18 protein-coding genes and 1 tRNA gene are annotated in these 21917 nt (G+C 57.3%); 13 read left to right on the top strand and 6 right to left on the bottom strand.

Annotation, left to right across the window (positions count from 1 at the left end; all coding sequences use genetic code 11):
• Nucleotides 1-41: 41 nt before the first annotated feature.
• On the top strand, nucleotides 42-815 hold the full coding sequence (rpe, locus tag H6815_03315) for a ribulose-phosphate 3-epimerase (GenBank protein MCB9859457.1): 774 nt from the start codon (nucleotides 42-44) through the stop codon (nucleotides 813-815).
• Between the two features lie 140 nt (nucleotides 816-955).
• Entirely contained in the window at nucleotides 956-1573 is a 618-nt protein-coding gene (locus H6815_03320) for a histidine phosphatase family protein (protein ID MCB9859458.1), read from the top strand.
• 81 nt (nucleotides 1574-1654) lie between these two features.
• Here H6815_03320 and H6815_03325 read toward each other — a convergent pair whose 3' ends face one another.
• Nucleotides 1655-3013, bottom strand: coding sequence for an amidohydrolase family protein (locus H6815_03325; protein ID MCB9859459.1), 1359 nt, complete (start codon nucleotides 3011-3013; stop codon nucleotides 1655-1657).
• Entirely contained in the window at nucleotides 3010-6969 is a 3960-nt protein-coding gene (locus H6815_03330; protein MCB9859460.1) for an amidohydrolase family protein, read from the bottom strand. Before H6815_03330 ends, H6815_03325 begins: the two co-directional genes overlap by 4 nt.
• Nucleotides 6970-7133: 164 nt before the next feature.
• On the opposite strand from H6815_03330, the gene H6815_03335 reads away from it, so the two are divergent.
• The 4 genes from H6815_03335 (at nucleotide 7134) to H6815_03350 (ending at nucleotide 11516) form a co-directional block, all read left to right on the top strand.
• Complete coding sequence (locus H6815_03335; GenBank protein MCB9859461.1) at nucleotides 7134-8354, top strand: 6-phosphofructokinase; 1221 nt, start codon at nucleotides 7134-7136, stop codon at nucleotides 8352-8354.
• A gap of 45 nt (nucleotides 8355-8399) precedes the next feature.
• The gene (locus H6815_03340; GenBank protein MCB9859462.1) at nucleotides 8400-9503 is read left to right on the top strand and encodes a calcium/sodium antiporter; all 1104 of its coding nucleotides are present in this window, start codon (nucleotides 8400-8402) and stop codon (nucleotides 9501-9503) included.
• Between the two features lie 124 nt (nucleotides 9504-9627).
• Complete coding sequence (locus tag H6815_03345; GenBank protein ID MCB9859463.1) at nucleotides 9628-11022, top strand: HD domain-containing protein; 1395 nt, start codon at nucleotides 9628-9630, stop codon at nucleotides 11020-11022.
• A gap of 278 nt (nucleotides 11023-11300) precedes the next feature.
• A complete protein-coding gene (locus tag H6815_03350; protein MCB9859464.1) occupies nucleotides 11301-11516 on the top strand; it encodes a hypothetical protein in 216 nt (71 codons plus the stop codon).
• A gap of 101 nt (nucleotides 11517-11617) precedes the next feature.
• Here the strand turns inward: H6815_03350 and H6815_03355 are convergent, their stop codons facing one another.
• Nucleotides 11618-11953 carry a hypothetical protein gene (locus H6815_03355; protein ID MCB9859465.1) on the bottom strand — a complete coding sequence of 112 codons (336 nt, stop codon included), beginning with the start codon at nucleotides 11951-11953 and terminating at the stop codon, nucleotides 11618-11620.
• A 71-nt stretch (nucleotides 11954-12024) separates the two neighbouring features.
• On the opposite strand from H6815_03355, the gene H6815_03360 reads away from it, so the two are divergent.
• Nucleotides 12025-12110: transfer RNA gene (locus H6815_03360), tRNA-Leu, on the top strand.
• Between the two features lie 40 nt (nucleotides 12111-12150).
• On the opposite strand, the gene H6815_03365 is transcribed toward H6815_03360, so the two are convergent.
• From H6815_03365 to H6815_03375, 3 genes are read right to left on the bottom strand one after another with little or no spacing between them, the layout of a single operon-like run.
• Complete coding sequence (locus tag H6815_03365) at nucleotides 12151-12705, bottom strand: DinB family protein (GenBank protein ID MCB9859466.1); 555 nt, start codon at nucleotides 12703-12705, stop codon at nucleotides 12151-12153.
• Between the two features lie 17 nt (nucleotides 12706-12722).
• Nucleotides 12723-14669: an arginine--tRNA ligase gene (gene argS / locus H6815_03370; protein MCB9859467.1), complete on the bottom strand. Its 1947-nt coding sequence runs from the start codon at nucleotides 14667-14669 to the stop codon at nucleotides 12723-12725.
• 49 nt (nucleotides 14670-14718) lie between these two features.
• Nucleotides 14719-15309 carry a hypothetical protein gene (locus H6815_03375; GenBank protein MCB9859468.1) on the bottom strand — a complete coding sequence of 197 codons (591 nt, stop codon included), beginning with the start codon at nucleotides 15307-15309 and terminating at the stop codon, nucleotides 14719-14721.
• A gap of 93 nt (nucleotides 15310-15402) precedes the next feature.
• On the opposite strand from H6815_03375, the gene pyrE reads away from it, so the two are divergent.
• The 6 genes from pyrE (at nucleotide 15403) to H6815_03405 (ending at nucleotide 21905) form a co-directional block, all read left to right on the top strand.
• Entirely contained in the window at nucleotides 15403-15951 is a 549-nt protein-coding gene (pyrE, locus tag H6815_03380; GenBank protein MCB9859469.1) for an orotate phosphoribosyltransferase, read from the top strand.
• A gap of 193 nt (nucleotides 15952-16144) precedes the next feature.
• On the top strand, nucleotides 16145-18130 hold the full coding sequence (locus H6815_03385) for a SpoIIE family protein phosphatase (protein MCB9859470.1): 1986 nt from the start codon (nucleotides 16145-16147) through the stop codon (nucleotides 18128-18130).
• Nucleotides 18131-18715: 585 nt separating this feature from the next.
• Nucleotides 18716-19039 carry a hypothetical protein gene (locus tag H6815_03390; GenBank protein ID MCB9859471.1) on the top strand — a complete coding sequence of 108 codons (324 nt, stop codon included), beginning with the start codon at nucleotides 18716-18718 and terminating at the stop codon, nucleotides 19037-19039.
• The gene (locus H6815_03395) at nucleotides 18984-19730 is read left to right on the top strand and encodes a hypothetical protein (GenBank protein MCB9859472.1); all 747 of its coding nucleotides are present in this window, start codon (nucleotides 18984-18986) and stop codon (nucleotides 19728-19730) included. Before H6815_03390 ends, H6815_03395 begins: the two co-directional genes overlap by 56 nt.
• A complete protein-coding gene (locus H6815_03400; protein ID MCB9859473.1) occupies nucleotides 19727-20746 on the top strand; it encodes a hypothetical protein in 1020 nt (339 codons plus the stop codon). The genes H6815_03395 and H6815_03400 overlap by 4 nt, the downstream gene beginning before the upstream one ends.
• Before the next feature lie 169 nt (nucleotides 20747-20915).
• Nucleotides 20916-21905, top strand: a complete 990-nt coding sequence (locus H6815_03405; GenBank protein MCB9859474.1) for a hypothetical protein — start codon at nucleotides 20916-20918, stop codon at nucleotides 21903-21905.
• Nucleotides 21906-21917: the final 12 nt, after the last annotated feature.

Below are 21917 nucleotides of genomic sequence, written 5' to 3' on the forward strand. Positions count from 1 at the left end.
CCGTTTCTCGGCTTTGCAGCGGATCTACCTACACTCAATCGATGGCTCCGCACGATCTGCCCGCACGCAATCTCTTCGTCCACAGGCCAGCATCAGACCAGCTTCTGATCGCGCCGTCGGTGTTGTCGGCCGACTTCGGGCTGATCCGCGACGAGTGTGCTGCAGCGCTGGCAGCCGGCGCGGACCTGCTGCATCTGGATGTCATGGATGGGCACTTCGTCCCGAACCTGACGATGGGGCCCGACATGGTCAAAGCCCTGAGAAAACATCTTCCCGATGCGATGCTCGATGCGCATCTGATGGTGACCAACCCCGCGATGTTTGTTGAGCCGTTCGCAAAGGCCGGTGCTGACCACTTTACGTTCCACGTTGAGGTTGTCTCGCACGACGAGGCACGCGCCCTGCGCGACCGTATCCATCAGCACGGTATGAGCGCGGGGCTGGCCATCAACCCGCCAACCCCTGTCGAGCCACACCTCGATCTGTTCGATGGGTTCGACCTCGCCCTCGTGATGAGCGTGAACCCCGGATTCTCAGGCCAGTCGTTTATCGGATCCGTCCTCAACAAAGTTCGTACGCTCCGAGCCCGATACGACGGGAAACTGCCGATCGAGATGGATGGCGGCTTGGGAACCGATACCCTGCTCGAAGCGATCGAGGCTGGATGCCGGGTTGCAGTGGCTGGATCGGCATTTTTCGGCCAAAATTCTGATAACTGGCCCTATCTCACGCAGACGTGGAAGGGCATGCTCCCATCCGATTGCGCAACATCTGCGCAGTGTTGCTGCAGAAAACAACAAACAAATACCGAGTAATCCCTCGCAAGACGACGCAGGATTGGCCTGCTACGCTTGCCGCCATTACGCCGTTGGTCGTTTTCGTCCGATGGCGCTGGATCGTGTTGCCATGACGGACGGGACTGTGTTGGCCCAATCGTTGTGTGTGGAGCGCCTGCATGGCCAAGCCATCTGAGATTCACCTGCACGTGATCCGGGCTGCGCCCACGGAATGGGATGCGGTCGGCCGATGCTGCGGCGGATCGGAACTGCCTTGTGTTGAGTCAGCCCTGCTTGATCGTGCCAACGCGGCCGATCTGCTGCCAGCTGCAAAGGTCATCCTCCATGGGGACGAGGATGCCAGCAGACGGACCGCGCAGATCATCGCATCCCGCATGCACATCAAGTCGCGCTCTGTCGCAGGCACCGAGGAGTTCCGGTACGGGTTGTGGGAAGGCATGCAGATCGAGCAGCTCGAAGAACGCTATCCCACGGCGCTCGCGCAATGGAACGACGATCCGAGCTCGGTGATCGTACCACAGGGCGAACTGCTTGCTGAAGCGCAGGCGCGCATTGTCAGCTCACTCGCGCAGGCGTGCGCCAAGGCGAAGGAAACAGAGATCGCGGTGGTGCTCCGCCCGATCGCTGCTGCGCTGACACTCTGCTGGCTCAACGCCCAACCTATCTCGCAGTTGTGGGAGCAGGCAAAGTCGCTCGACATTGTCGCAGGCCCGTTCACGCTCGATCGTGCAGCACTGCGCAACGTGCGCACGCACTCGTGGGCGCACAGCGCGTAAGAACTCCATACCATGACAAACTAACTGGCCCGGAAGCTGATAACCTCCGGGCCTTATTCACTCATTCACAAGAGAATACGCCTACCGCCCATTCAACTGTCGGTACTTCTCGCGATATTTGTCTGCAAGTTCCGTCTGCTTGTTCCGTAGATCGATCTCGCGCCCGCCAATGAACGCGTGCAGTGTGCGTGTTGCGATCTCAACTGGCGTGCCATCGGTCACGATCAGTGTCGCATCCTTGCCTGCCTCAATCGATCCGATGCGAGCATCAACACCCAGCAGTTGTGCTGCAGACAGTGTCATCGCGCGGATCGCGTCGTCCTCGTTCAATCCGAATGCGATGGCTTTCCCCGCGTGGTACGGCAGATTCCGATCGTGCGCAGGCTCCTCACCAGATGCGAGCGCCCAATGTATTCCCGCGTCTTGCAGCGCAAGCGGGAGTTTGTATGGCTCGTCATACGGCGAGTCGTCGCGGCGAGGATTCTTCAGCGTGCCTTCAATGATGACACCGACATTATTCGCTTTGAGGAGCTCTGCACACAATGGCGCATCTCGGCCACCAACGATAACGGGTCGCACTCCCTTCTCGATCGCCCACGACACAGCAGTCGTAATCTGCTCAAGTTCCTGCGCGAAGAGAAAGACGGGCTTTGCGGGCGCTTCGCCGTTCTCACCCGGAATGAACGCCTGCATCGCTTCGAGTCCGATGTCTTCACGCTGGGTTGGATCTGCTTTGCGGGCTGCGCGATAAGCGATTGCCTGATCGAACATCGCATCAATGGTGTTGATGCGCTGCTGGCGCTGATTCGCCTGATCACCCTCGGACTGATTCATCCATGGCGCTCGCACAGAGAGCATGTTCGGCCAGTTAATAACAAGACCGGCGGTCTGATCGAGCGCCATGTCCTCCCACGTCCATCCGTCGAGCGACATCACACCCATACGGCCGGCAACCGTCCCGCCGACCGGGAACACACCAACGGTGAGAATGCCATTTGAACGTGTCACCGGGAGAAGTGTCGAGTCCGGATTCACCGCAGCGATCGCGCGCACCTCGGGCTTGATGTTGCCCGTCTCACGCGAATCGACTGTTGCTGCAACCTGCCCGTGCTCGGTCAATCCAAGCTGCGTCACAGAGCTGATCAACCCAGGATACACATGCAGGTTCTGACCTCGAATCACCCTTGGTGACCCAGGTGCATTCTGCGGTTCGGGAATATCGACCACGCTCCCAACCCCGGTAATCCTGCCATTCTCGAATCGCACGTATCCGTTCTCGATAATGCCGTTGGACACCGTGTGAACGGTTGCACCATAGACAATGATCGGTTCTTTCTGTGGCGGCGCTTTCACACCAAGGTCCTGCGCGTGCGCAGTCGTTGCCAGAGCACCCAGCGCAACACCAACGAGCGTGCGCACGATTTGTGTTGCGTTCTTCACTGGTCACCTCCCTGCATCATCATCGACTGGTACAACCCGCTCAGTCCGCAGCCGCATTCACCACGCACAGCATCCTCGATGCTCATGCCCCTGCGTATACGCTCAAGGTACAACTCACGCATGGATTCGGCATGCTCTTCACTCTCAAAGAATCGTGCGAATCCTCGTTCCTCTTCGGGTGGTCTACGCCTGCCCTGCCCTCGTCCGGGAGGACCGCCTGCAGGACGCGGACCACCTGCAGGTGCGTCGGCATCGTCGTCCTTCTTCTTGTCACCGGTGAGAATCTTCTGGATCAACCGCTCACGCTCGCGACGGATACGATCGCGATGCGCAGCGTCCTGCTCAAGTGAGAAGTACTCGCGTCCATCGATGAACACACGCTCGCACCGGGTGCGTGTCGAGAGCGGATTACCCGACCAGATCACGATGTCCGCGTCCTTTCCAGGTTCGAGCGAACCGACACGATTGTCGATCATTAACTGCTTCGCAGGGTTGATAGTAACAAACTTGAGTGCCTCGATCGGATCGACACCGCCGTACTTGATAGCCTTCGTCGCTTCGGTATTCATGCGACGCGAGAGTTCGTCGTCGTCAGAGTTGAACGAGACAACAACACCCTGCTCATGCATGATCGCACCGTTATACGGGATCGAGTCCTGCACCTCGATCTTGTATCCCCACCAGTCTGAGAACGACGATGCGCCGATCGCGTTCTCGCGGATTGCTTCTGCAACCTTGTACCCTTCGAGCACATGCTGGAATGTGCCGATTCTGAAGCCAAACTCCTGCGCCACCTTGCACAGCATGAAGATCTCGTCCTGTCGATACGAGTGGCAATGTACGAGACGATCGCCGCGCAGAATCTCAGCGATTGCTTCAAGTTCAAGATCAACGCGGGGCGGGTTCTCGAACGCATTTGGTGTTTTGCGATACCGATCCCATTCTGCAGCATAATCACGAGCAGCAGTGAACCGGTCTCGGATGATTGACTCCACACCCATGCGTGTTTGTGGGTAGCGCCAGTTCATGTCCGGCCCCCAGTTGACTGCACGCGGATTCTCACCGAGCGCGAACTTAATGCCCGGCTTTGCATTCTCGAAATGCGTCATTGTCGGATCGGGCACACCCCAACGGATCTTCTGCACAACATTCTGCCCGCCGATGGCGTTCGCTGAACCGTGCAGCGTGTTCACAGTTGTTGTGCCGCCAGCAAGCTGTCGATACCAGTTGAGCGCATCGGGATCCGTGCCGTCTGCCATGCGCACTTCTGCTGTGATTGCCTGGCCACCCTCATTTGTGCCGGCAGACCATGTGCCGGTGTGTGAGTGACAATCGATCAATCCCGGCGTCACGTGCTTGCCCTTCGCATCAATCACAACCACGTTCGCGATCTCAGGCACAGTCGCGCTCGGACCAACGTAGCGGATCTTGCCGTCAGTGATTAGCACCGCGCCGTCCTGGATCACACTTGAGCCTGCGCACGTCCACACCATTGCGCCAGTGATCAGCACGTTCTTCTGGTCAGGAAGTGACGACATGGAGTACGGCCCGAATGGATAGCCACCCAGATTTTCGGGAACTTCAGCGAGTTCGATCTTCTCTTCCGGTTCTTCACCAGGCTGTGTCACAACGATCTTCTCTGGATCCTTTGGTGTCGCTGTCCAGTCGAATGACGTGTCGTTCCCGACACCCGCTCCTGTCCCGACGAGCCTGCCATCATGAAACTCCGCTGAAGACTTGAACTCGGCTTCGCCTTCCTTCGCGTTGAAGCGCACCGAACCGTTCGACCACACCTTCGCGTCTGAAATGGTCATCGCGTCGTTGTCTGGGAACGAAATATTCTGTCCCTTGATACGCAGCGTTGTTTCTTCACCCGCGAGCATCGCGGTCCAGTCGCCGTCGAGTTTGACGGTCGGTTCGCGCGTGCCTGTCCAGTTGAAAACGTTGCCGGAAGCATCGGTTCCTTTGCCAACCAGCGTCTTTGTATCGGGGTCATAGGTTGCAGATACTTTGTACTCGCCGGTGCCATCGTCCTCGTCTATAAGTGTGAACGAACACGATCCATCACGATTGATGACGACATCCTTTGCGTCGTTGTAGGCATCGCCTTCGATCCCCTCAACTTTGTCTCCCTTGACAACCATGAACATGTGGAACGCATCACCCACAGCGAGTTTCCACACGCCGTCAAGATCTGCTCGCTCGGGCAGTTTCTTCGCGGTCCACTGGAATGCACGACCATCGGGTCTCAGTCCTGACCCACGAATCGAGCTTCCCTGCACAACGCCCTGCATTGTGAAGTACCCATCCATGCCGAACTTTGCGTGATCGAACACGAAGGAAATGTGATCGCCATCGCGGCTCACCTTCTCTGCCTTGACCTCAATGTCCTTCGGCTTCTCGCCAGCTTCCTTTGGCTCTGGATGCTCAACAACGGTGACACTCTTCCCGTCCTTGATCTGCAGCTCGAGATTGAACACACCGGCGAGTGTTGCATCCCAATCACCGTCGATCTCGTCATCCTTCGGCGCAGTGATCTCATGGCGAATGCCGTCAATCCATACATCCATGACCTTTGTTTTTTCCTTGAAGAGCTCGCCATCGGCAACGACGAAGCTGGCAATCTTGCCGCTCTCAACGGTGCCAAGCTTCCCTGCGACACCGAGCAGCTGCGCCGGCTCAATCGTCATCATCGCAAGCGCACGGTCTTCAGAAAGACCGTTCTTGATCGCAATACGCACGTTCTTCATGAAGTTTCCACGATTCCCGCCACCGCCACCACCAAACCGGCCTCCGCCGGCGCTCGATCGGCTTGTGGTCAGCACCACTTTCACCCCCGCAGCATCGAGCCTGCGGGGATTTGTCGGCGCCTGCTCCCACGACATCAGTGTGCCCAGGTCGACGTTCTCTGCCTTTGCAACGCTTGAGACATCAGGCTCATCCGGGAATCGCAACGGCAGAATATACGGATATCCCTGTTCCTTGATCGCATCCAGGCGTTTGTACTCACTCCCCGAGCCGACGATCACAGCGTCGCGATCGAACTCCTTTGCCAGCCTGCCCTCACGCAGCGCGTTGAGTTCGTCGTTTGACTCAAAGAACAGCGGAAGATTTCTGGATCGCGCAAGCGCATCAAGACAACTCGGGTCGAGATCGCGCGATGAACCAGTCGTGCGCGTGTGCGAACGCACGATGTCCTCGCGCCAGTCAGCATCAAGCAGTGTCTGTCGCACGAGCGCGATGGCACCAACCTGCGAGCTTGGATATCGCTCGCCACCAGCGCCACCGCCGAATCCAATAGAATCAATGGACATGACCTGGAACGCGCTAGGCACATACACCGGCGCATCATCCTGCGAATCGTCGCTCGATCCTTCACCCAGCGACACGACCGCACCAGTGCCAGAAAAGTTGCCACCGGTCGGCGCAATCGCGGCTGCAACAAACCCCATCCTTCGCAATGCAGATGCGTCACCACTGGAAACACCCGAGCCATCCAGCACCGAACGCTGGGGTGTCACACGTGTGTTCCAGTGCGCGCCGGGCGCGTTTGCATCAGGTGATGGTGCATCAACTTCAAGCCAGGGCTCGATCAATCCGGGATAGATGTGCATATCCGTGCCATCCCAGATCCGGCTCCCTCGCAGATCGAGTCGAGCGCGCGTGCCATCAACAACCTCGAGGATCTTGCCATTGTCGATCAGCACAATCGCGTTCTCGATGACTGTCCCGTTCCCGACGTGAACTGTCGCTCCCGTGATCGCGTGACGCGATGGGGTCGCAGCGCGTGGACCATTCGGACGGTCAGCAAGCGGCGAGTCGGAGGTCTGCTGAGCAAACGTCGTGCCAGATAGTCCAATAATCGCAGTGCAGGTAAGTATGCATCTCCGCAAACCACTGTCCTTGTATGTGTTTGGTGTGCGCCATTTCTTTCTATTCCAGACTCCCCTGTCCATGCACAATCTCCTGTCTTTCGGGCACTTGCGCCCGCTGATGATTCACATCTCTCACTCGCCGATCACGCGAGAATCGCAGTGTACCGCAAACAAAGCCTGTGCGGCGTCTACCATCGGTCCCATTTCTCACGTCACGGACCAATGCAAACGGACCTCAACCCAACATGATTCGCGATTTGCCAAAAGGAAATGCTGTCATCGGCCAATCCGGCGGCCCCACGGCTGTCATCAACCAGTCGCTCGTTGGTGTCGTCGAGGGGCTTCAGACCGGGCTCTGCCATCAGGGCATCGTTGATCGGATCCTTGGGATGCGTCATGCTGTCCGCGGGCTTACTCAGGATGATCTGGTTGACCTGACAGACGTGCCTGGTGATCGTCTGGAACGAATCGCACAGTCACCCTCGGCAGCACTCGGATCGACACGCGACAAGCCCGATGCTGTGTACTGCCAGCGCATAGCGGAAGCGTGCGCCCGGCACAACATCACGTATTTCTTTTACATTGGTGGGAACGACTCGTCCGACGCGTGCCGAATTGTGTATGAACACGCCAAAGCACACGGGCACGATCTTCGCTGCTTCCATGTCCCCAAGACCGTTGATAACGATCTTGAGTGCAACGATCACACGCCAGGGTTTGCCAGCGCAGCACGCTTCGTCGCAACAGCGTTCCGTGCTGATGCCCTGGATAACGCTGCACTCCCCGGAATCAAGATCAACATCGTCATGGGTCGGCACGCTGGGTTTCTAACTGCAGCGAGCGCATTGGCACGCCAGAGCGACGACGACGGTCCACATTTGATCTATCTGCCCGAAGTGCCGTTCGATGAGGACCGGTTCGTTGACGACGTGCAGCAGATGGTTACGAAGCACGGAAGATGCCAGATCGCGGTCAGTGAGGGCATCCAGGACGCATCGGGTGTTTCGATCGGCGCGAAGCTGATTGGTGGCGAGAAGGATGATCACGGGAACGTGCAGCTCTCTGGCTCCGGTGCGCTGGGTGACCAACTCGCAGAACTGCTGAAGAAACGACTGCCAAAGATCGACGGAAAACCACCGCGTGTTCGCTCGGACACGTTCGGATATCTCCAGCGTTGCTGGCCGGACGCATCGCGCGTCGATCAGAACGAAGCCCGCGATTGCGGCCGATTTGCTGCAAAGCTCGCAGCAGATGGATACACGAACGGGTCGGTTGCAGTTGTCCGCACGAGCCGGACTGGCGAGCCATACGCATCGGAATGCACACGCGTCGAGTTGACAGATGTCGCTGCCAAGACGCGCCACATGCCGGAACGCTTCATCGAAGGACACAACAATGTGTCTCGCGCATTTATCGAGTATTGCAGACCGCTGGTTGGTGAACTTCCGGTGGTCGATCGGTTCTGAACTCCTTTGTTCTCGTTCATTCCTGAGTTTCCACGGAGCACCCCTGTGCCCCTGATGCCGATTGTCATGTTTGTTGTGGGGCTTGCTGTGCTGCTGGTCGGCGCAGACCTGCTCATTCGCGGCGCGGTGTCGCTGGCAAAGGCGCTGGGGATTCCCACGCTGATCATTGGGCTCACCGTTGTTGCGTTCGGCACAAGCGCCCCCGAACTCGCTGCTGGCATTACTGCTGTGCTTGCTGACAAAGGCGATATCAACATTGGCAATGTTGTTGGCTCGAACATCGCCAATGTCGGTTTGATTCTCGGATTCACAGCCGTCATCTATCCGGTGGTGTGCCACGTGCGCGCTATCAGACTTGAAGTGCCGATCATGATCGGTGTCGGTGTGCTTGGATATGTACTCATGGTGCATGAGGCACAACTGACACGCATTGATGCTTCCATCCTGCTTGCCGGTCTTGTGGGATACATCTCGCTGATTCTGATTCTGGCAAAGCGCGATCGAGCCAAAGCAGCAAGGCATGCAGCAGAAATACGCGAACAACACGAACAGCAGATTCGTGACGCTGTCGATACACAGCCAGATGAATCAGGAACACGTCCGGCACATATTGATGACGAATCCGAATCGGAGTACGACCCACGCACGGATTCAATTGATTTAGATCTGACCGATCCGCTTGCGATTGATGCCGTTGGATATCCGCTTCCGGTCTGCATCGTGTTTGTTGTGCTTGGGCTGGCCGGTTTGATCTTCGGCTCGGACTGGATGGTCCATGGCGCGGTGAAGATTGCTGGAGAGTTTGGCGTGCCCGAGTCGGTCATCGCGCTGACGATGGTCGCGTTCGGCACAAGTGTGCCCGAGCTTGCTGCAGCATTCATGGCCGCGCGCAAACACGAGCCCGATCTTGTCATCGGGAACATCGTCGGATCCAACATCTTCAACATCCTGTGTGTGCTCGGTGTCACTGCATTCGTCGCACCGATCAACACACCGGAATCGGTTTTCGGACGCGACGGTCCCATGATGATTCTGCTCTCAGCGTTGATGCTCCCACTCATGATCCGCAAGGGGCGCGTCGGCAGGGGTGAAGGCTTCATTCTTCTTGCGCTTTACGTGGGATACATCATCGCAACCATCCTCATGTAAGCGCCCGGTTCTCTGCGATCTTGATGCACATGCACGCCAAACGTGTCGATGGACCTGTGTTGTCAGTCTGCGCATCGCATATTTGTTTCCGGACGATGCTGTATCACAGGAGCATTCGCGGTTCATGCTGAGCATCTCTGCCATCAACGCAAAGCCTGGCATGGTGCTCGCTGCACCCCTGCACCATCCGGATGATCCGGAAATTGTGCTGCTACAGCCGGGCGTTGAACTGGACGAGAAGCTGATCAATCGACTGGTAGAAATGCACGCTGGCGAACTGTGGATCAGGTATCCCGGTCTCGAGTACATTGCTGAGCACTACTGCCCCGAGGTTGGTCGCGCCCAGCGCCAACTCACGCAGCTCTTCAGTTCGCAACTCGATGCAATCGGGCGAGGCAGCGCGCACGGATTGATCTTCGACAAACTCCAGTCAGCAGTTGGATCGCTCCTCTCAGCGTTCCAGAAGAAACCAAAGAGCGCTGTGTTTGTCAAGGATGTCGCCCAGCGCGATCAGGAAGCACTTCGTCACGGATCGAGTGTCTGCATGCTCTCGCTGCTCCTTGGCATCCAGCTTGAGCACTACATTGTTGCGCAGCGCAGACGCATACTCGGGTTCACCGGCAAGGACATCTCGTGCCTTGGTATCGGCGCGATGCTCCACGATATCGGGATGTTGCGCCTCGAAAAAGATGTGCGAGAACGGTGGTCATCAAGGCACGATCGTCATGATCCAGAGTGGCAGCGCCATGTCATGATCGGCTACGAGATGGTCAAGGGACACCTGAGTCCGTCTGCATCGGGCGTCGTGCTGCACCATCATCAGCGATACGACGGCAGCGGGTTCCCGCACAGAGCCGACATCGATGGTGACACCAAGCCGGTTGTGGGGAAAGACATCCACATATTTGCGCGTATCTGTGCGGTTGCCGATGCGTTTGATCGTTTGCGCATTCCAACGACATCGCACGTTCCAGCGCTCCCGAATATTGCTGCACAGCGCATCATGATCGAGCGCGCACTCGCGGGCGAGTTCGATCCGATCGTCGTCCACGGTCTGGTGCGCATCGCTCCCGCGTTTGCACCCGGCACTGTTGTGCATCTGAACACCGGACAGGATGCCGTTGTCACCGAATGGAATCAGGACGATCCGTGCAGACCGGTCGTGCTCCCGATCGAGACACACCGGAGCATCCTTGCGAAGCAGCACGACGCCGACTTCGAGCCCGATCCGGTCGATCTCTCGATGGATCACAGCATCTACATTTCTCGAGTTGATGACCATCGCGTAGCAGGGTTCCTGTTCGACCCAGATCTGGTCCACGCGCTTCTGCGCCCGCGAGGCAATGACGACAACGATGCCGATCGGTACATCCAGCATGCAAACGATCAGTCCCGCGCCCGCGCAGTTGCAAAGGAACTCGAACAGTACGAGCAGCACAATGTGACGCACGCAGCCCCCGATCATCAGCAAGCCCGCCGAAGCGCAACCAGACTGACACGTCACCCGCCCGCTGCATAATCCATCCAAAGCGTGGGAATACATGCCTCGGTGCGCGGTGTTCCCGTGTACACATGGAGCATGTCTGCACCATCTTGTGCCGATGCACCAAGGCCGTTGCAACGGCGGTTGTTGCTGTATGCCTTGTGCTTGTCACAGGACCAGCGACCGGCTCAGCCTCGCCCAAACATCGTCCATGTGGTGCGGGCTTGTGCGGCAACTCCCGGACACTCTGCTGTTGCTGCTGTGCCGAGAAAGAAACAGGTCGCACATGTCACTGTATTTGCGTGCGTACCTGCATGCCTGATGATGAACCCAGGCCCGTCGGGTTCACTGCAACACTGCCCGAGCCCGGCACACACTCAAACCAAGCCAAGGATCTCCAGCAGATCCACAAACTTCATCTACTCTCAGTCACTCCACATGATTTGACCTTTACTCACTGGACACCACGTCAAGACGAATATTTGCCACTCTCGCGAAGGCTTGCGATGCTCCAGCGATGGCTGAACTAAAGCGACACAGCTGTGTACTTGCACGCAGCATCCCAATCAACACATTTCCTTTTCATTCGCGCTGCGGACACGGTGTTCGTGCGCATTCATCAAACCAAACCTCAACGCAATGCGTTGAGAAATCGAAAGGACGTATCGATGTCACGGAAACAGAAACTCATGCTCGGCACACTCGCTGGCGTGTTCTCAATCGGCGGTCTTGGATTTGCTGCAAGTTCTGGCGCGCAAGGTGCCGGTGCCCATGCGACCGGATCGTGCTGCTGTTGCTGCACGTGCGAACCCTGCACTGGAAGTGGCTGCGCAGAGTGCGATGGCTGCGGACCAAACAGCTCAGCGTGCTGCACAAGCACGGGCTGTACAGGCAACTGAGTCAACCGTCCCGCCCATGCGAAAGCATGGGTGGGGCTTTGCACAATGTTGATGTTGAGCTGAATCAAGCTGAGATTCAACCCGATCTGGTCTTTGGACCGATCGGGTCTACTATCATGGCCCAACGAAAGAACTGCCTGCGGATGTGGCGGAATTGGCAGACGCGCTAGGTTCAGGTCCTAGTGGGGGTAAAACCCCGTGGAGGTTCAAGTCCTCTCATCCGCATTTGACCGTGCGGCCTGTCTGGCTCGCACGGTTTTTCTTTTCAGATGCGCAGCTCGACCATCCTCGCCATCGCAGCGGGCAGTCCCATCGCGCGCCGCCACGCAGCAAGCTGGCTCAGATGCATCATCTCGTGCAGAAGGTAGAACTGCACCATGTCGGCTTGTCTCGGCATGTGATGCGACAGTGCCCATGCAGCTTCTCTCTCAAGATCCGCATCGGTGGCTTGGCTGAGTGCGTCAAGCATGCGCTCGTGGCTCGCGCAGTATTGTAAGAGCAGTTCCTCTTTGGTCGGCACACAATCAAACCGCTCCGGCAACCGGCGATCACGAGGCCCGCGCCGCTGGAACATGTCCCCATATCCAACGGGGAGTTGCCACGCGTGCGGCGCGACGATGCCAACCTTCTCTTCGAGTGACTTTGCAAAGACAGCAGTGCCCGTGCAGAGATGCCCGAGTGTAAACCTCGGTGTATTCTCGTGCCCAGGCCCGGGACACACATCCATCTGCTGCTCGTCAAGATCATGCACAAGCTGATGCGCGTACGACTCATGCAAACGCAGAGCTGGTGCAGCCAGACTGAGAAGACTCGTCTGCAACGACACTTCCACAACCCTCACATGCGTTCGACAGTCGGTAGACCCAATGTATCGAGCGCGTCTGCGAGCACGCGCGCGGTCAGGTCGCACAGACGCATCCGGGACTGGCGCTGGGCATCGGTCTCGGCATTCAACACCGAACACGCGTCGAAGAAGCTGGCAAAGGCGCTCGCTAGTTCATACACATGGTTGCACAACCTATGCGGCTCGGCGTACTTTGCAACGTTTCGTACCGAGGCGGGATAGCCGAGAATCTGGAGCGCGAGCGCCTTCTCCTTCGGATGTTCAACAGCAAAGGGTGCAGCATGGATCGCCGACGCGGACACGTCGTAGCCGCGCTCTGCAAGCTTGCGGAAGATTGAGCGGATGCGCACGAGTGCGTAGAGCAGGTACGGACCGGTGTTACCCTCGAACGCGAGCATGCGATCGAACGAGAACACATAATCTCGTACCCGGTCCGACGAAAGGTCAGCGTACTTGATCGCGGCAATCCCGATCGCTTCTGCGACCGTTGCTCGTTCATCAGTCGGCATATCTGGACTTTTGGAAGCAACGGTGGCCTGCGCGCGCTCGACAGCTTCTGCAAGGAGTGCTGCCAGATTCACGTTCTCGCCTGATCGCGACTTGAACGGGCGGTTGTCCTCACCCAGCACTGTGCCGAACGCGGCGTGCTGGAGTATTGCGTGTTCACCATCGGGTGCACCCGGCTTGATTGTGTATCCGGCTTTTTCCGAGACGGCGAACACCTGGCGCATATGCAGGCTCTGGCGCGCATCGATGCAGTAAACCACCTCATCAGCGCCGAGTCTTTGTACGCGCCTGCGAATCGCTGCAATGTCTGTTGTTGCGTACAGGAATCCACCATCAGACTTTCGGATGAGGCACGGCTCCTCAATGCCCACGTCCTTCAATCGCACCACGAGCGCGCCGTCAGACTCTTCTGCCACGCCCTTCTGTACAAGATCATCAACAACATCGGCAAGTTCGTTGCGGTACGTGCTCTCGCCCGCGGTTGCCTCGTCGGTGATCTTCGTGTGCAGACGCTTACAGACAGCAAGCCCCTCGCCCATCGTCACGTTGTATATTTTCTGCCAGTACGCGGTGATGTCGGCATCGCCCGACTGCAGCTTGATGAGTGTGCTCTTCGCGTGCGCAAGCGATTCTTCCGCACCACCAACCTGCGCCTCGAGTTCAGCGATGATCTTCGGTCCCATGTCCCACTTGCGAGCAGCTGCAAGACCGAACCGGTCGCCAGCACAATCCTGCTGCGCCTGACGATACAGACGATCAAGGTCATCGAGCGAGATGGTGTCCGGATCCAGCCTGCCAGCTTCTGCTTCTGATTTCAGACGTGCGGTCACCATCGCGATGGGAAGCCCCCAGTCGCCCGCGTGATTCTGGCGGATGACCTTGTGCCCCAGACGCTCGAAGACGCGGGCCAGCGTATCGCCGATGACCGTCGCGCGAAGATGTCCGACGTGCATCTGCTTGGCGAGATTCACGCCAAAGAGATCGACGACAACCGTCTGCTGCTCCGTAGGCGTTTCGATTCCCAGCGCGGGTGTGTCGAGCGCGCCAAGCAGACTTGCCAGCGCGTCGGTGCGCAGGCGCATGTTGATAAACCCAGGTCCGGCGATGCTCTCAGCCGACAATGGTTCGGCAAGATCACCAACATCGAGCGCTTCAACAATCCGCTGGGCCAACTCCCGCGGGTTCATACCCACACGTTTTCCCAGCGGCATTGCGATGTTGGATTGGAAGTCGCCCAGTTCAGGACGCTTTGTTGCAGTGATCACAGGGTCTATGTTTGTCGGATCGGTCAGAGATTCATCAATGTCCGGGTTTGTCTCGCGCAGGGTCCGAACAACATCGGCAGCGGCCTGACAGAACCGGACCGCCAGCGCATGGACCGGATCAAAGTCGCGGGCAATGGATTGCTGAGATGTTGTCGGCGCGCTGGACATGCGTGATTCTAGGTTCGATCACGGCCAGCTTTCGAACATCTCGGAATGATCATTGCGTTGGAACGCATCGCACCTTCGTTGCGGCGGATACGGCTGAGAGCCCCTGATAGGACGCGCCAGTCACTGTCATGCCGAGCATCGGCGACAAGTCACAATCAATGGTGCTGCCTCGCGCAAGCAGCCGACCCGGATTCTCACGGGAAAGGTGGATTCGAAGCGGTCTTGACTCACCGGGCCGAAGCCAGAGCTGGTTTTCAAACGTGTTCCAGTTGATTGCAGTATCCGACGAGATCTCCTTGTACTCACTTCCCAGCGCATCTGTCAGCACACATCCAAGGATACCGTTTTCAATCAGCGTGCTCGAAAAGGTGTCTGCAATGTCTTTGTTCGTGTTGAGCACGAGAATATCAATCACAAACTCACCTTCAATACACTCGATATCCTCCAGCGAAATCTCGCAGTTGCCCTCCTGAAGAACCAGCGGCTGCTCAGGTACCCAGCGGGTCCGCTTCTGAAGCACTGCCCGCTGCTGATTCCACAGCACCCACAGAACTCCGACACAGAGCAGCACAAACAACACCGCGATCCCCGCGCCAATGCGCAGGCTGCGTGTCTCAGACCTGTCTGACTTGATGGGCACCTCTGGATCATACTCCCTGATCAGCCCCGGCTTTGCGTATCATCCAGCATGATGACCACTTCAAGCACATCCCTGCCCCGGTTTACCTCGACGATGGACGATGCGACGTTCGCGAAGCAACTCGCGGATGCGGCACTGCTTCGTGGAACATTCACACTCAGATCCGGCAGGACAAGCTCGTACTACCTGGACAAGTACCTGTTCTCCACAAAGCCACAGCTGCTCGCAGAACTGGGCGCACGGTTCGCTCAGCGCGTTAATCAGATGGAGACAAACGCTGCATGTGTCGCGGATCGGCTTGCTGGTGCCGAACTTGGTGGGATTCCATTGGTCACAGTCGCATCCATGGCCTGCGATAGACCCTGCGTCTTTGTGCGCAACGCGAAGAAGGATTACGGAACAGCAAAGCAAATTGAGGGCAAACTGGAAAAGGATGATCGCGTGATCATCGTCGAGGACATCGCAACATCCGGCGGGCAAAGCGTTGAAGCTGTTCGGACACTCCGTGCTGTGGGCGCGCAAGTGCTTGGTGTGATTGTTGTTATCGATCGTCAGGAAGGCGCGAGAGAAAACATCACCGCCGAGCATGTACTGTTTGATTCTTTGGTAACCAAGGCTGATCTAGGCATTTCGCCTGACTAAGCCAAAGCGAGCGCGAAACTTCACCGGATCACCAGCAACTCGCTTTCCACAACTCAGCCACAAACCCACTCGTACCGGGTCCGCGTTTTTATGGTCCAACACGCGTTATTCCAAACAAATAACCAACTGCGCAGGGGCCAGCAGAACCGCTCGATCCAAAATCGGGTAGATTGTTTGTATGGATCCGGAGGATGTGACATCCAGACAGCTGGTTGAAGACGATCCCATCGTCGAATCGCTGTCAATCTCCGTCGAGTCGAACCCAACGACAACCATTAGTATCCGGGGCTCAGCGCTTCGGCTTGTTGCGGTCGGCGGGCCCGAGCATCCCGGATGCGAAATTGGTGACGACGAACGCGTGCTTCTTGGCAGATCCAGCGCCAGCAGAGTGAGACTCGCTGATCGTGCTGTATCGCGCAGACATGCGATGATCTCGCTCTCCGGTTCGCGATGGGTGCTGACAGATCTGCAGTCGCGTTCCGGCACGTATCTGAACAGTGTGCCGATTCGACCGAACTCACCCGTGCCGCTTGCGCAGGGCGACAAGATCGAGATTGGCACGTGGGCCTTCCGTGTTGAGATTCCGCAAAGGGTCCGCGCGACACCACACCAAAGTGACGCGGCGGGCCAGACCACATCAGCGCTGCGCGAGATGATCGCGTCGATGCGTGCTGCACACGCAAGACAACTCACAACGCAGCGTGTCGGCACCGATATCGACGCGCCGGTGGCAGATATTGTTGCCCCGGGTGCATCGCACTACGGCGAATCTCCGGCTGAGACGCAGTTGCCCGAGCTTGATCGGAAGATCGATTCAGCCCTCGAAGCCACGCTCAACACCGTGCTTGACAAGGTGCTGGCAGATATCGCAGGTGCAGATCACGAACGCGCTACACCAGAATCCATCGCGCGGAGACGCCTTTCGCTGCTGATGGATCTTGCTGCGCAGATGCACTCGCTCGATTCGGAACAGACACTCGCGCAGACGCTTGCAAATGTGCTGGCGCGGGCAAGCACCGGCATGACAGAGGTGCTCATCCTTCGTGATCTCGGACAGGGCAACGGATTTTCGGTGCTGGCACGCGCACGCGACAGTCGCGTCGAAACAATCCACACGCACCACCAGAACGGGCACAGCAATGGGAGCGCTCCGCCCGAGCAGACACCAGTGCGATTCTCACTTGTGCGGAACGCGCTCGACGGCACCAGCGCGATCCATCCGCACGATCCAGACGCTGCTGAGAGCGAGGCCTCGCTCTGTGTTCCCATCCGTGTCGGTCGATCGGTTGTTGCAATTATCTACATGCACGCAACAGGTGCGCTGCGTCAACCAAAGCGCATGGAACTGAATGATGTTGGTCTGCTCGCGGAATCTGTTGCGCACGTTGCTGGACTTGCGCTTGCGAACATGAAACGGCGCGAGCTTGACATGCGCCAGCAACTGCTCGAAGCGGATCTTCGCGCAGCACGTCAGGCGCAGCGCCTGCTCATGCCAGCACCATCCGGCTCGTTGGGCAGCGTTCGATATGCGTTCGCGTCCGTGCCCGGCAGACTGGTCGTTGGTGATCTTCTTGATGTGCTGCACTTGCCCGATGGTCGCGTTGCTGTGCTGCTTGGCGATGTTGCAGACAAGGGCGCAGGCGCAGGCATCGTCATGGCTACCGCACAAACCCACCTGCACGATCAGCTCATGCAGGGTGCGGACGTTGTAACCGCGGTGTCCTCGCTCAACCGGCGTATTGCTGCGCTCTCCCACAAGGGTGACGGCAGCCTGTTCCTCTCGCTCTTTGTTGCGATCCTCGATACGGCATCACGCACGTTCGAGTATGTCGATGCCGGGCACTCGCTGTGGACGATCGCTGGCGATGACGACGCGCCGCCGGTGCCCGAGCGGGACGGACTGGTCATTGGTGTCGATCCGTCGTTCCATTATGGCTCGCGCATGCGCGCCCTGATCCCCGGTGCACGTCTCATCGTCTTCTCCGATGGTGTTGTTGAGCAGCCGGACAACACGACGGGTGAACGCTTTGGCATCCATCGCGCCCGTGCAGCGCTCCGCCACGGCGCACAACCAGCCGAGGATGTGCGCACACTGCTCGGCACCATGCGCCTGCACGCAAAGTCAGAGCAGCTTGCTGATGACGCAACAGTGGTCTCGCTGACGATCGCTGGCGAATAAGTTGCGTGCAATGAAATACAAGAAAAACAGCCTTGCAATTTCATTCGCTCTCTGTGCAGTTCTATCAATGACTCTCCTCTCCATCGTCACTGCTGGAGCCGTTGCAACTGATTTCCGTCGATCAAGGATGCCGTATCCATTGGCAAGCAACAGATCTATTGCCAGAACATCGTATCTTGGGCCTGTAACAAACCTCAAGGGCGAACTCGAAGTCGTCCAGATTGCTCAGTACGGGTGGCCAACTCGATATCTTACGATCACTTTTCCTTATGCTACTTTCAGCAACCACTATCTCCCTTACGCAGGATTGCATATGTTCAACAGAGACAAACGCGATGACACATTTGATTGGCACAAACGTGGACGGGACAGCATGCGGATTTCAAGAGGCATCTACGTCTCTGCGATGCCATTCCTGTTCTCATGGCTCCTGCTCTCATGTGTGATGCTTGTATTTGTAAATGCAACACGACTCGTTTTCAGAAAACGGCGAAAATCACACCAGTGCAAAGCGTGCGGGTACGACATCACAGGGCTTAGGCCCTGCCCGGAATGCGATCACGCGACGCATACTACAGTTTCAGCGTGACACGATTCCGACGTCATCTTTGTGTGTTTCTGGTCTGCTCAACCGTTGCGCTCATCGCGATCTGCGCAGCCACACTCGGCTCGCTCCTGCCCGAGATCGCAACAAAGCAGCTTGGCGGTATTCACATAAACATGATGTTTGACCCCGACGGATGGAGCGACGAAAAAGGGTATGTCGACGTGTGCGCGCAGCACACATATGGTGAACCGATCCGGTTCCTGACGATCTATGTGCCGTCGATCGACATGATCGGAATGGATGAGGATGACATTTTTTTTAAAGGACTTTGCAGCACGCGGCGACCCGCTTCCCGCATTTAGACAGTCACGCACTGAGATTCGCATAGCAAGTGGTGTATATGTAGAGCCGGGAAGGCTGCTTGCGGTCTGGATGCCGTTTGCTGTTGTGCTCACCGTTGGCATACACCTGATTCGTGTTGGCTTCCCCCACTGCACAATCCGGGTTCTGTGCCTGACAGGTGTTTTCACGCTCATCGTGTTTCTATGCGTGCAGTTTGTACCAGTCATTGCTGATATCCGGCTAGGAAATCCGGGGCGGAGCAGCATTACCACGTGGCGTGACACAGCAACTCTCTTCGGACATGATCTGTACAATGTACGTGGCACGCGAATCGCCACCGAGTATGCAAAGCAATATACCTTTGGATGGCCTCACCCAGTCGTTACGCTCTACATCCCCTTCACAGACTCTAACAATCTCCAACCATTCCCGAACTTCTCACTCGCAAGCTTTGATGACCCTGCCTGGTGGACACCGCGTATGTCATCCGCCATGGTGCGCGTGATCCCAGGCGTGTACATCAACTGGCTGATGTCGCTGGGATGCTGGATTGCGCTGTGGGCAGCTGCGCTGTATCCGATCGCGATCATTCGGAGACTCACATTCAAAGCTCGAAAACCACATCATTGCACAGCGTGCCAGTACGACGTCACTGGGCTTGAGTTGTGCCCGGAATGCGGACTGCGCGTTGAGAATACAGTACTCCAATGAAGCGCTCTGTCATGCGAAATCTGCTGTTGATCTTGCTCTGCGCGGTTGTTTCAGCCGTACTTCTTGCTGCGAGCGTTGTTGTGCCGCTGAAGCTCGATATTGATAACGACAAAGTTGGGGATGGGCATGGCTGGCCGTACAAGAGCTTGCCCGATGGACGAATCTATGTTGACAACAACATACTTTGCTGCCGATACGGCGAGCCAGTCCCTCTTCTCTTTGTCTACCTCCCGCTAGACCTTATGGTTGGGGTGAGCGCTACCAGATTCATACCTCCATTTGAGGACCGATCTGACCCTCCCAAAGCGGACCTGAGCACTGACTCACTCCGAATATCGCAAGGAATCTATATCAGGCTTTTCCCGTTGATCAGCGTTTGGCTTGCCGGAACGCTGTTCTTCCGGTGTGCGCTTTGGGCGGCTTGCGTCGAGAGATTAAAGCTGTTTTCTTATCAGCGCTTTGCAATCAGTATGCTCTTTTCGCTTATTCTGATTTTGTTTCTGACGTGGCGCCCCATTCTCACAGACTTTGATCCAAACAGAAACATACGTGCAACGCCGTCTATCCACAAAACATCCTTCGCGCCGGGGATGCCACGCGAGGGCACCACCGAATATCAGTGGCTCAACGAGCATTTCTATGGCTGGCCCGTCGCGCACACGATGGTGTACGAGTTGGATGATCGCCATGAAAAGAGCGTGCTACAACTCCCCAGAGTCCGATTGCACACGCTGAAAGATCTTGTCGATCCGATCCCGGAATACACACTCAACTGGGACAGTGTGCGCATCTCAAGGGGTGTGTACATCTCTGCGCTTCCATTCTTTCTTTGGTGGTTCGTGCTGACATGTGTCATGCTTGTGCCTTTCAATGCAGCTCGACTCGTTTTCAGAAAACGCAAAGAACCGCACCAGTGCAAATCCTGCGGATACGACGCGACGGGGCTTGAAATATGTCCCGAATGCGGCACACAGGCCGGGCATCAGGATAACAGCAGCCGTCCGAATAACGAATGACCCACCGAAAATGCACATCAGACCCGGTATCCGTTCCGCATCTGAAACATGTGGGCGTTGCTTTGCGTTGGCTTTGCAGTATGCCTGGAACGAGCCCGATACCATTGGGCTGCGCATCCTGACGATGTGCATCGTTCTGCCAGCCAGTGTTTTCTGATGGAGTCTGCCCGTGAACCAGCTAGCCCGCATCTCCCGGACCATCTCACGCTTTGCTGCAATACTTGCAGCCGCATCGGTCGGTACCAGCGCGCATGTCGCGTCAGCACAGGGCACACATCAGGCTCGCCCGCGTCCGCAGATGCCAGCCGTCGATGTGCAGCTCAAGCAACTGCTTGGCGATACGCCGTACGTCCCGCTGATCAAGCGCGATGATGCTGGCAATCTCATCCCTTACCCCAATGACACCTACGTGTCCATCCTCGCGCTGAAGCACAATCCGCTGGTGACCGAGGACCTTGCAGACACGATTATGCCGTTCGCGATGCAGTGGCAGGACGACTACGACAGGCTGGTGGTTGATCTTGTGGATATCGCGCACGACATGGACACGGGGCTGATGAACAAGCTCGATCTGCACAATGAGTCGGACCTGATGACAGCGAACGAGATCATGAAGATCATGATGATGCAGCCAGGACTTGTGCCATCGATGAACCCGCAGGTGCTTGCCGGTCAGGAGCCGATCGTCTCTATGCAGGTGTGGCAGGTGTCAAACCTGATGGGCCAGGAATATGTCATGGAGGAGGGCAAGGCTGCGGCCGCTGCGATCGAAGCGAGGATTGGCAAGGATTCGCCGGACGGGGCAATCGAAGCTGCCCGCGCCGTCATCACCAGCATGAGTGCAAGCTTCCAGTGGTCCTATACCAGGCAGCTCAATGAAGCCGCCGAGATCCTGCCGGAAGTGCTCGATCGGATGGAGATCGATGGGAAGCACCGTGGACTGTGGACAGCAATGTGGGAACAGGCAAGTGCAACTGATATGCCCGGCGCGACGACTGAAGCCGTGCGCAAGATCATGAAAGAACTTCCCTATGAGGGCAAGCAGTCACTCCTGCGCATCACGCACGAGATCCGTCACGAGAAGCACACCGATCCGCAGGACCTCTATCCGCAGTTGTGGGATATCCGCAACAAGCCGGCGCTGCCGACGGGCGAATAACTCTCGCGCATC

It is taken from the genome of Phycisphaeraceae bacterium, assembly GCA_020639155.1.
Lineage (GTDB): Bacteria > Planctomycetota > Phycisphaerae > Phycisphaerales > UBA1924 > JACKHF01.

What these genes read in the sequence shown, in the direction of transcription:
- H6815_03330 (MCB9859460.1), bottom strand. Translation starts at nt 6,969, where the DNA reads ATGGACAGGGGAGTCTGGAATAGAAAGAAATGGCGCACACCAAACACA.
- H6815_03350 (MCB9859464.1), top strand. Translation starts at nt 11,301, where the DNA reads ATGCCTGATGATGAACCCAGGCCCGTCGGGTTCACTGCAACACTGCCC.
- H6815_03320 (MCB9859458.1), top strand. Translation starts at nt 956, where the DNA reads ATGGCCAAGCCATCTGAGATTCACCTGCACGTGATCCGGGCTGCGCCC.
- H6815_03400 (MCB9859473.1), top strand. Translation starts at nt 19,727, where the DNA reads ATGAAGCGCTCTGTCATGCGAAATCTGCTGTTGATCTTGCTCTGCGCG.
- argS (MCB9859467.1), bottom strand. Translation starts at nt 14,669, where the DNA reads ATGTCCAGCGCGCCGACAACATCTCAGCAATCCATTGCCCGCGACTTT.
- H6815_03395 (MCB9859472.1), top strand. Translation starts at nt 18,984, where the DNA reads ATGACATTTTTTTTAAAGGACTTTGCAGCACGCGGCGACCCGCTTCCC.
- H6815_03335 (MCB9859461.1), top strand. Translation starts at nt 7,134, where the DNA reads ATGATTCGCGATTTGCCAAAAGGAAATGCTGTCATCGGCCAATCCGGC.
- pyrE (MCB9859469.1), top strand. Translation starts at nt 15,403, where the DNA reads ATGGACGATGCGACGTTCGCGAAGCAACTCGCGGATGCGGCACTGCTT.
- H6815_03345 (MCB9859463.1), top strand. Translation starts at nt 9,628, where the DNA reads ATGCTGAGCATCTCTGCCATCAACGCAAAGCCTGGCATGGTGCTCGCT.
- rpe (MCB9859457.1), top strand. Translation starts at nt 42, where the DNA reads ATGGCTCCGCACGATCTGCCCGCACGCAATCTCTTCGTCCACAGGCCA.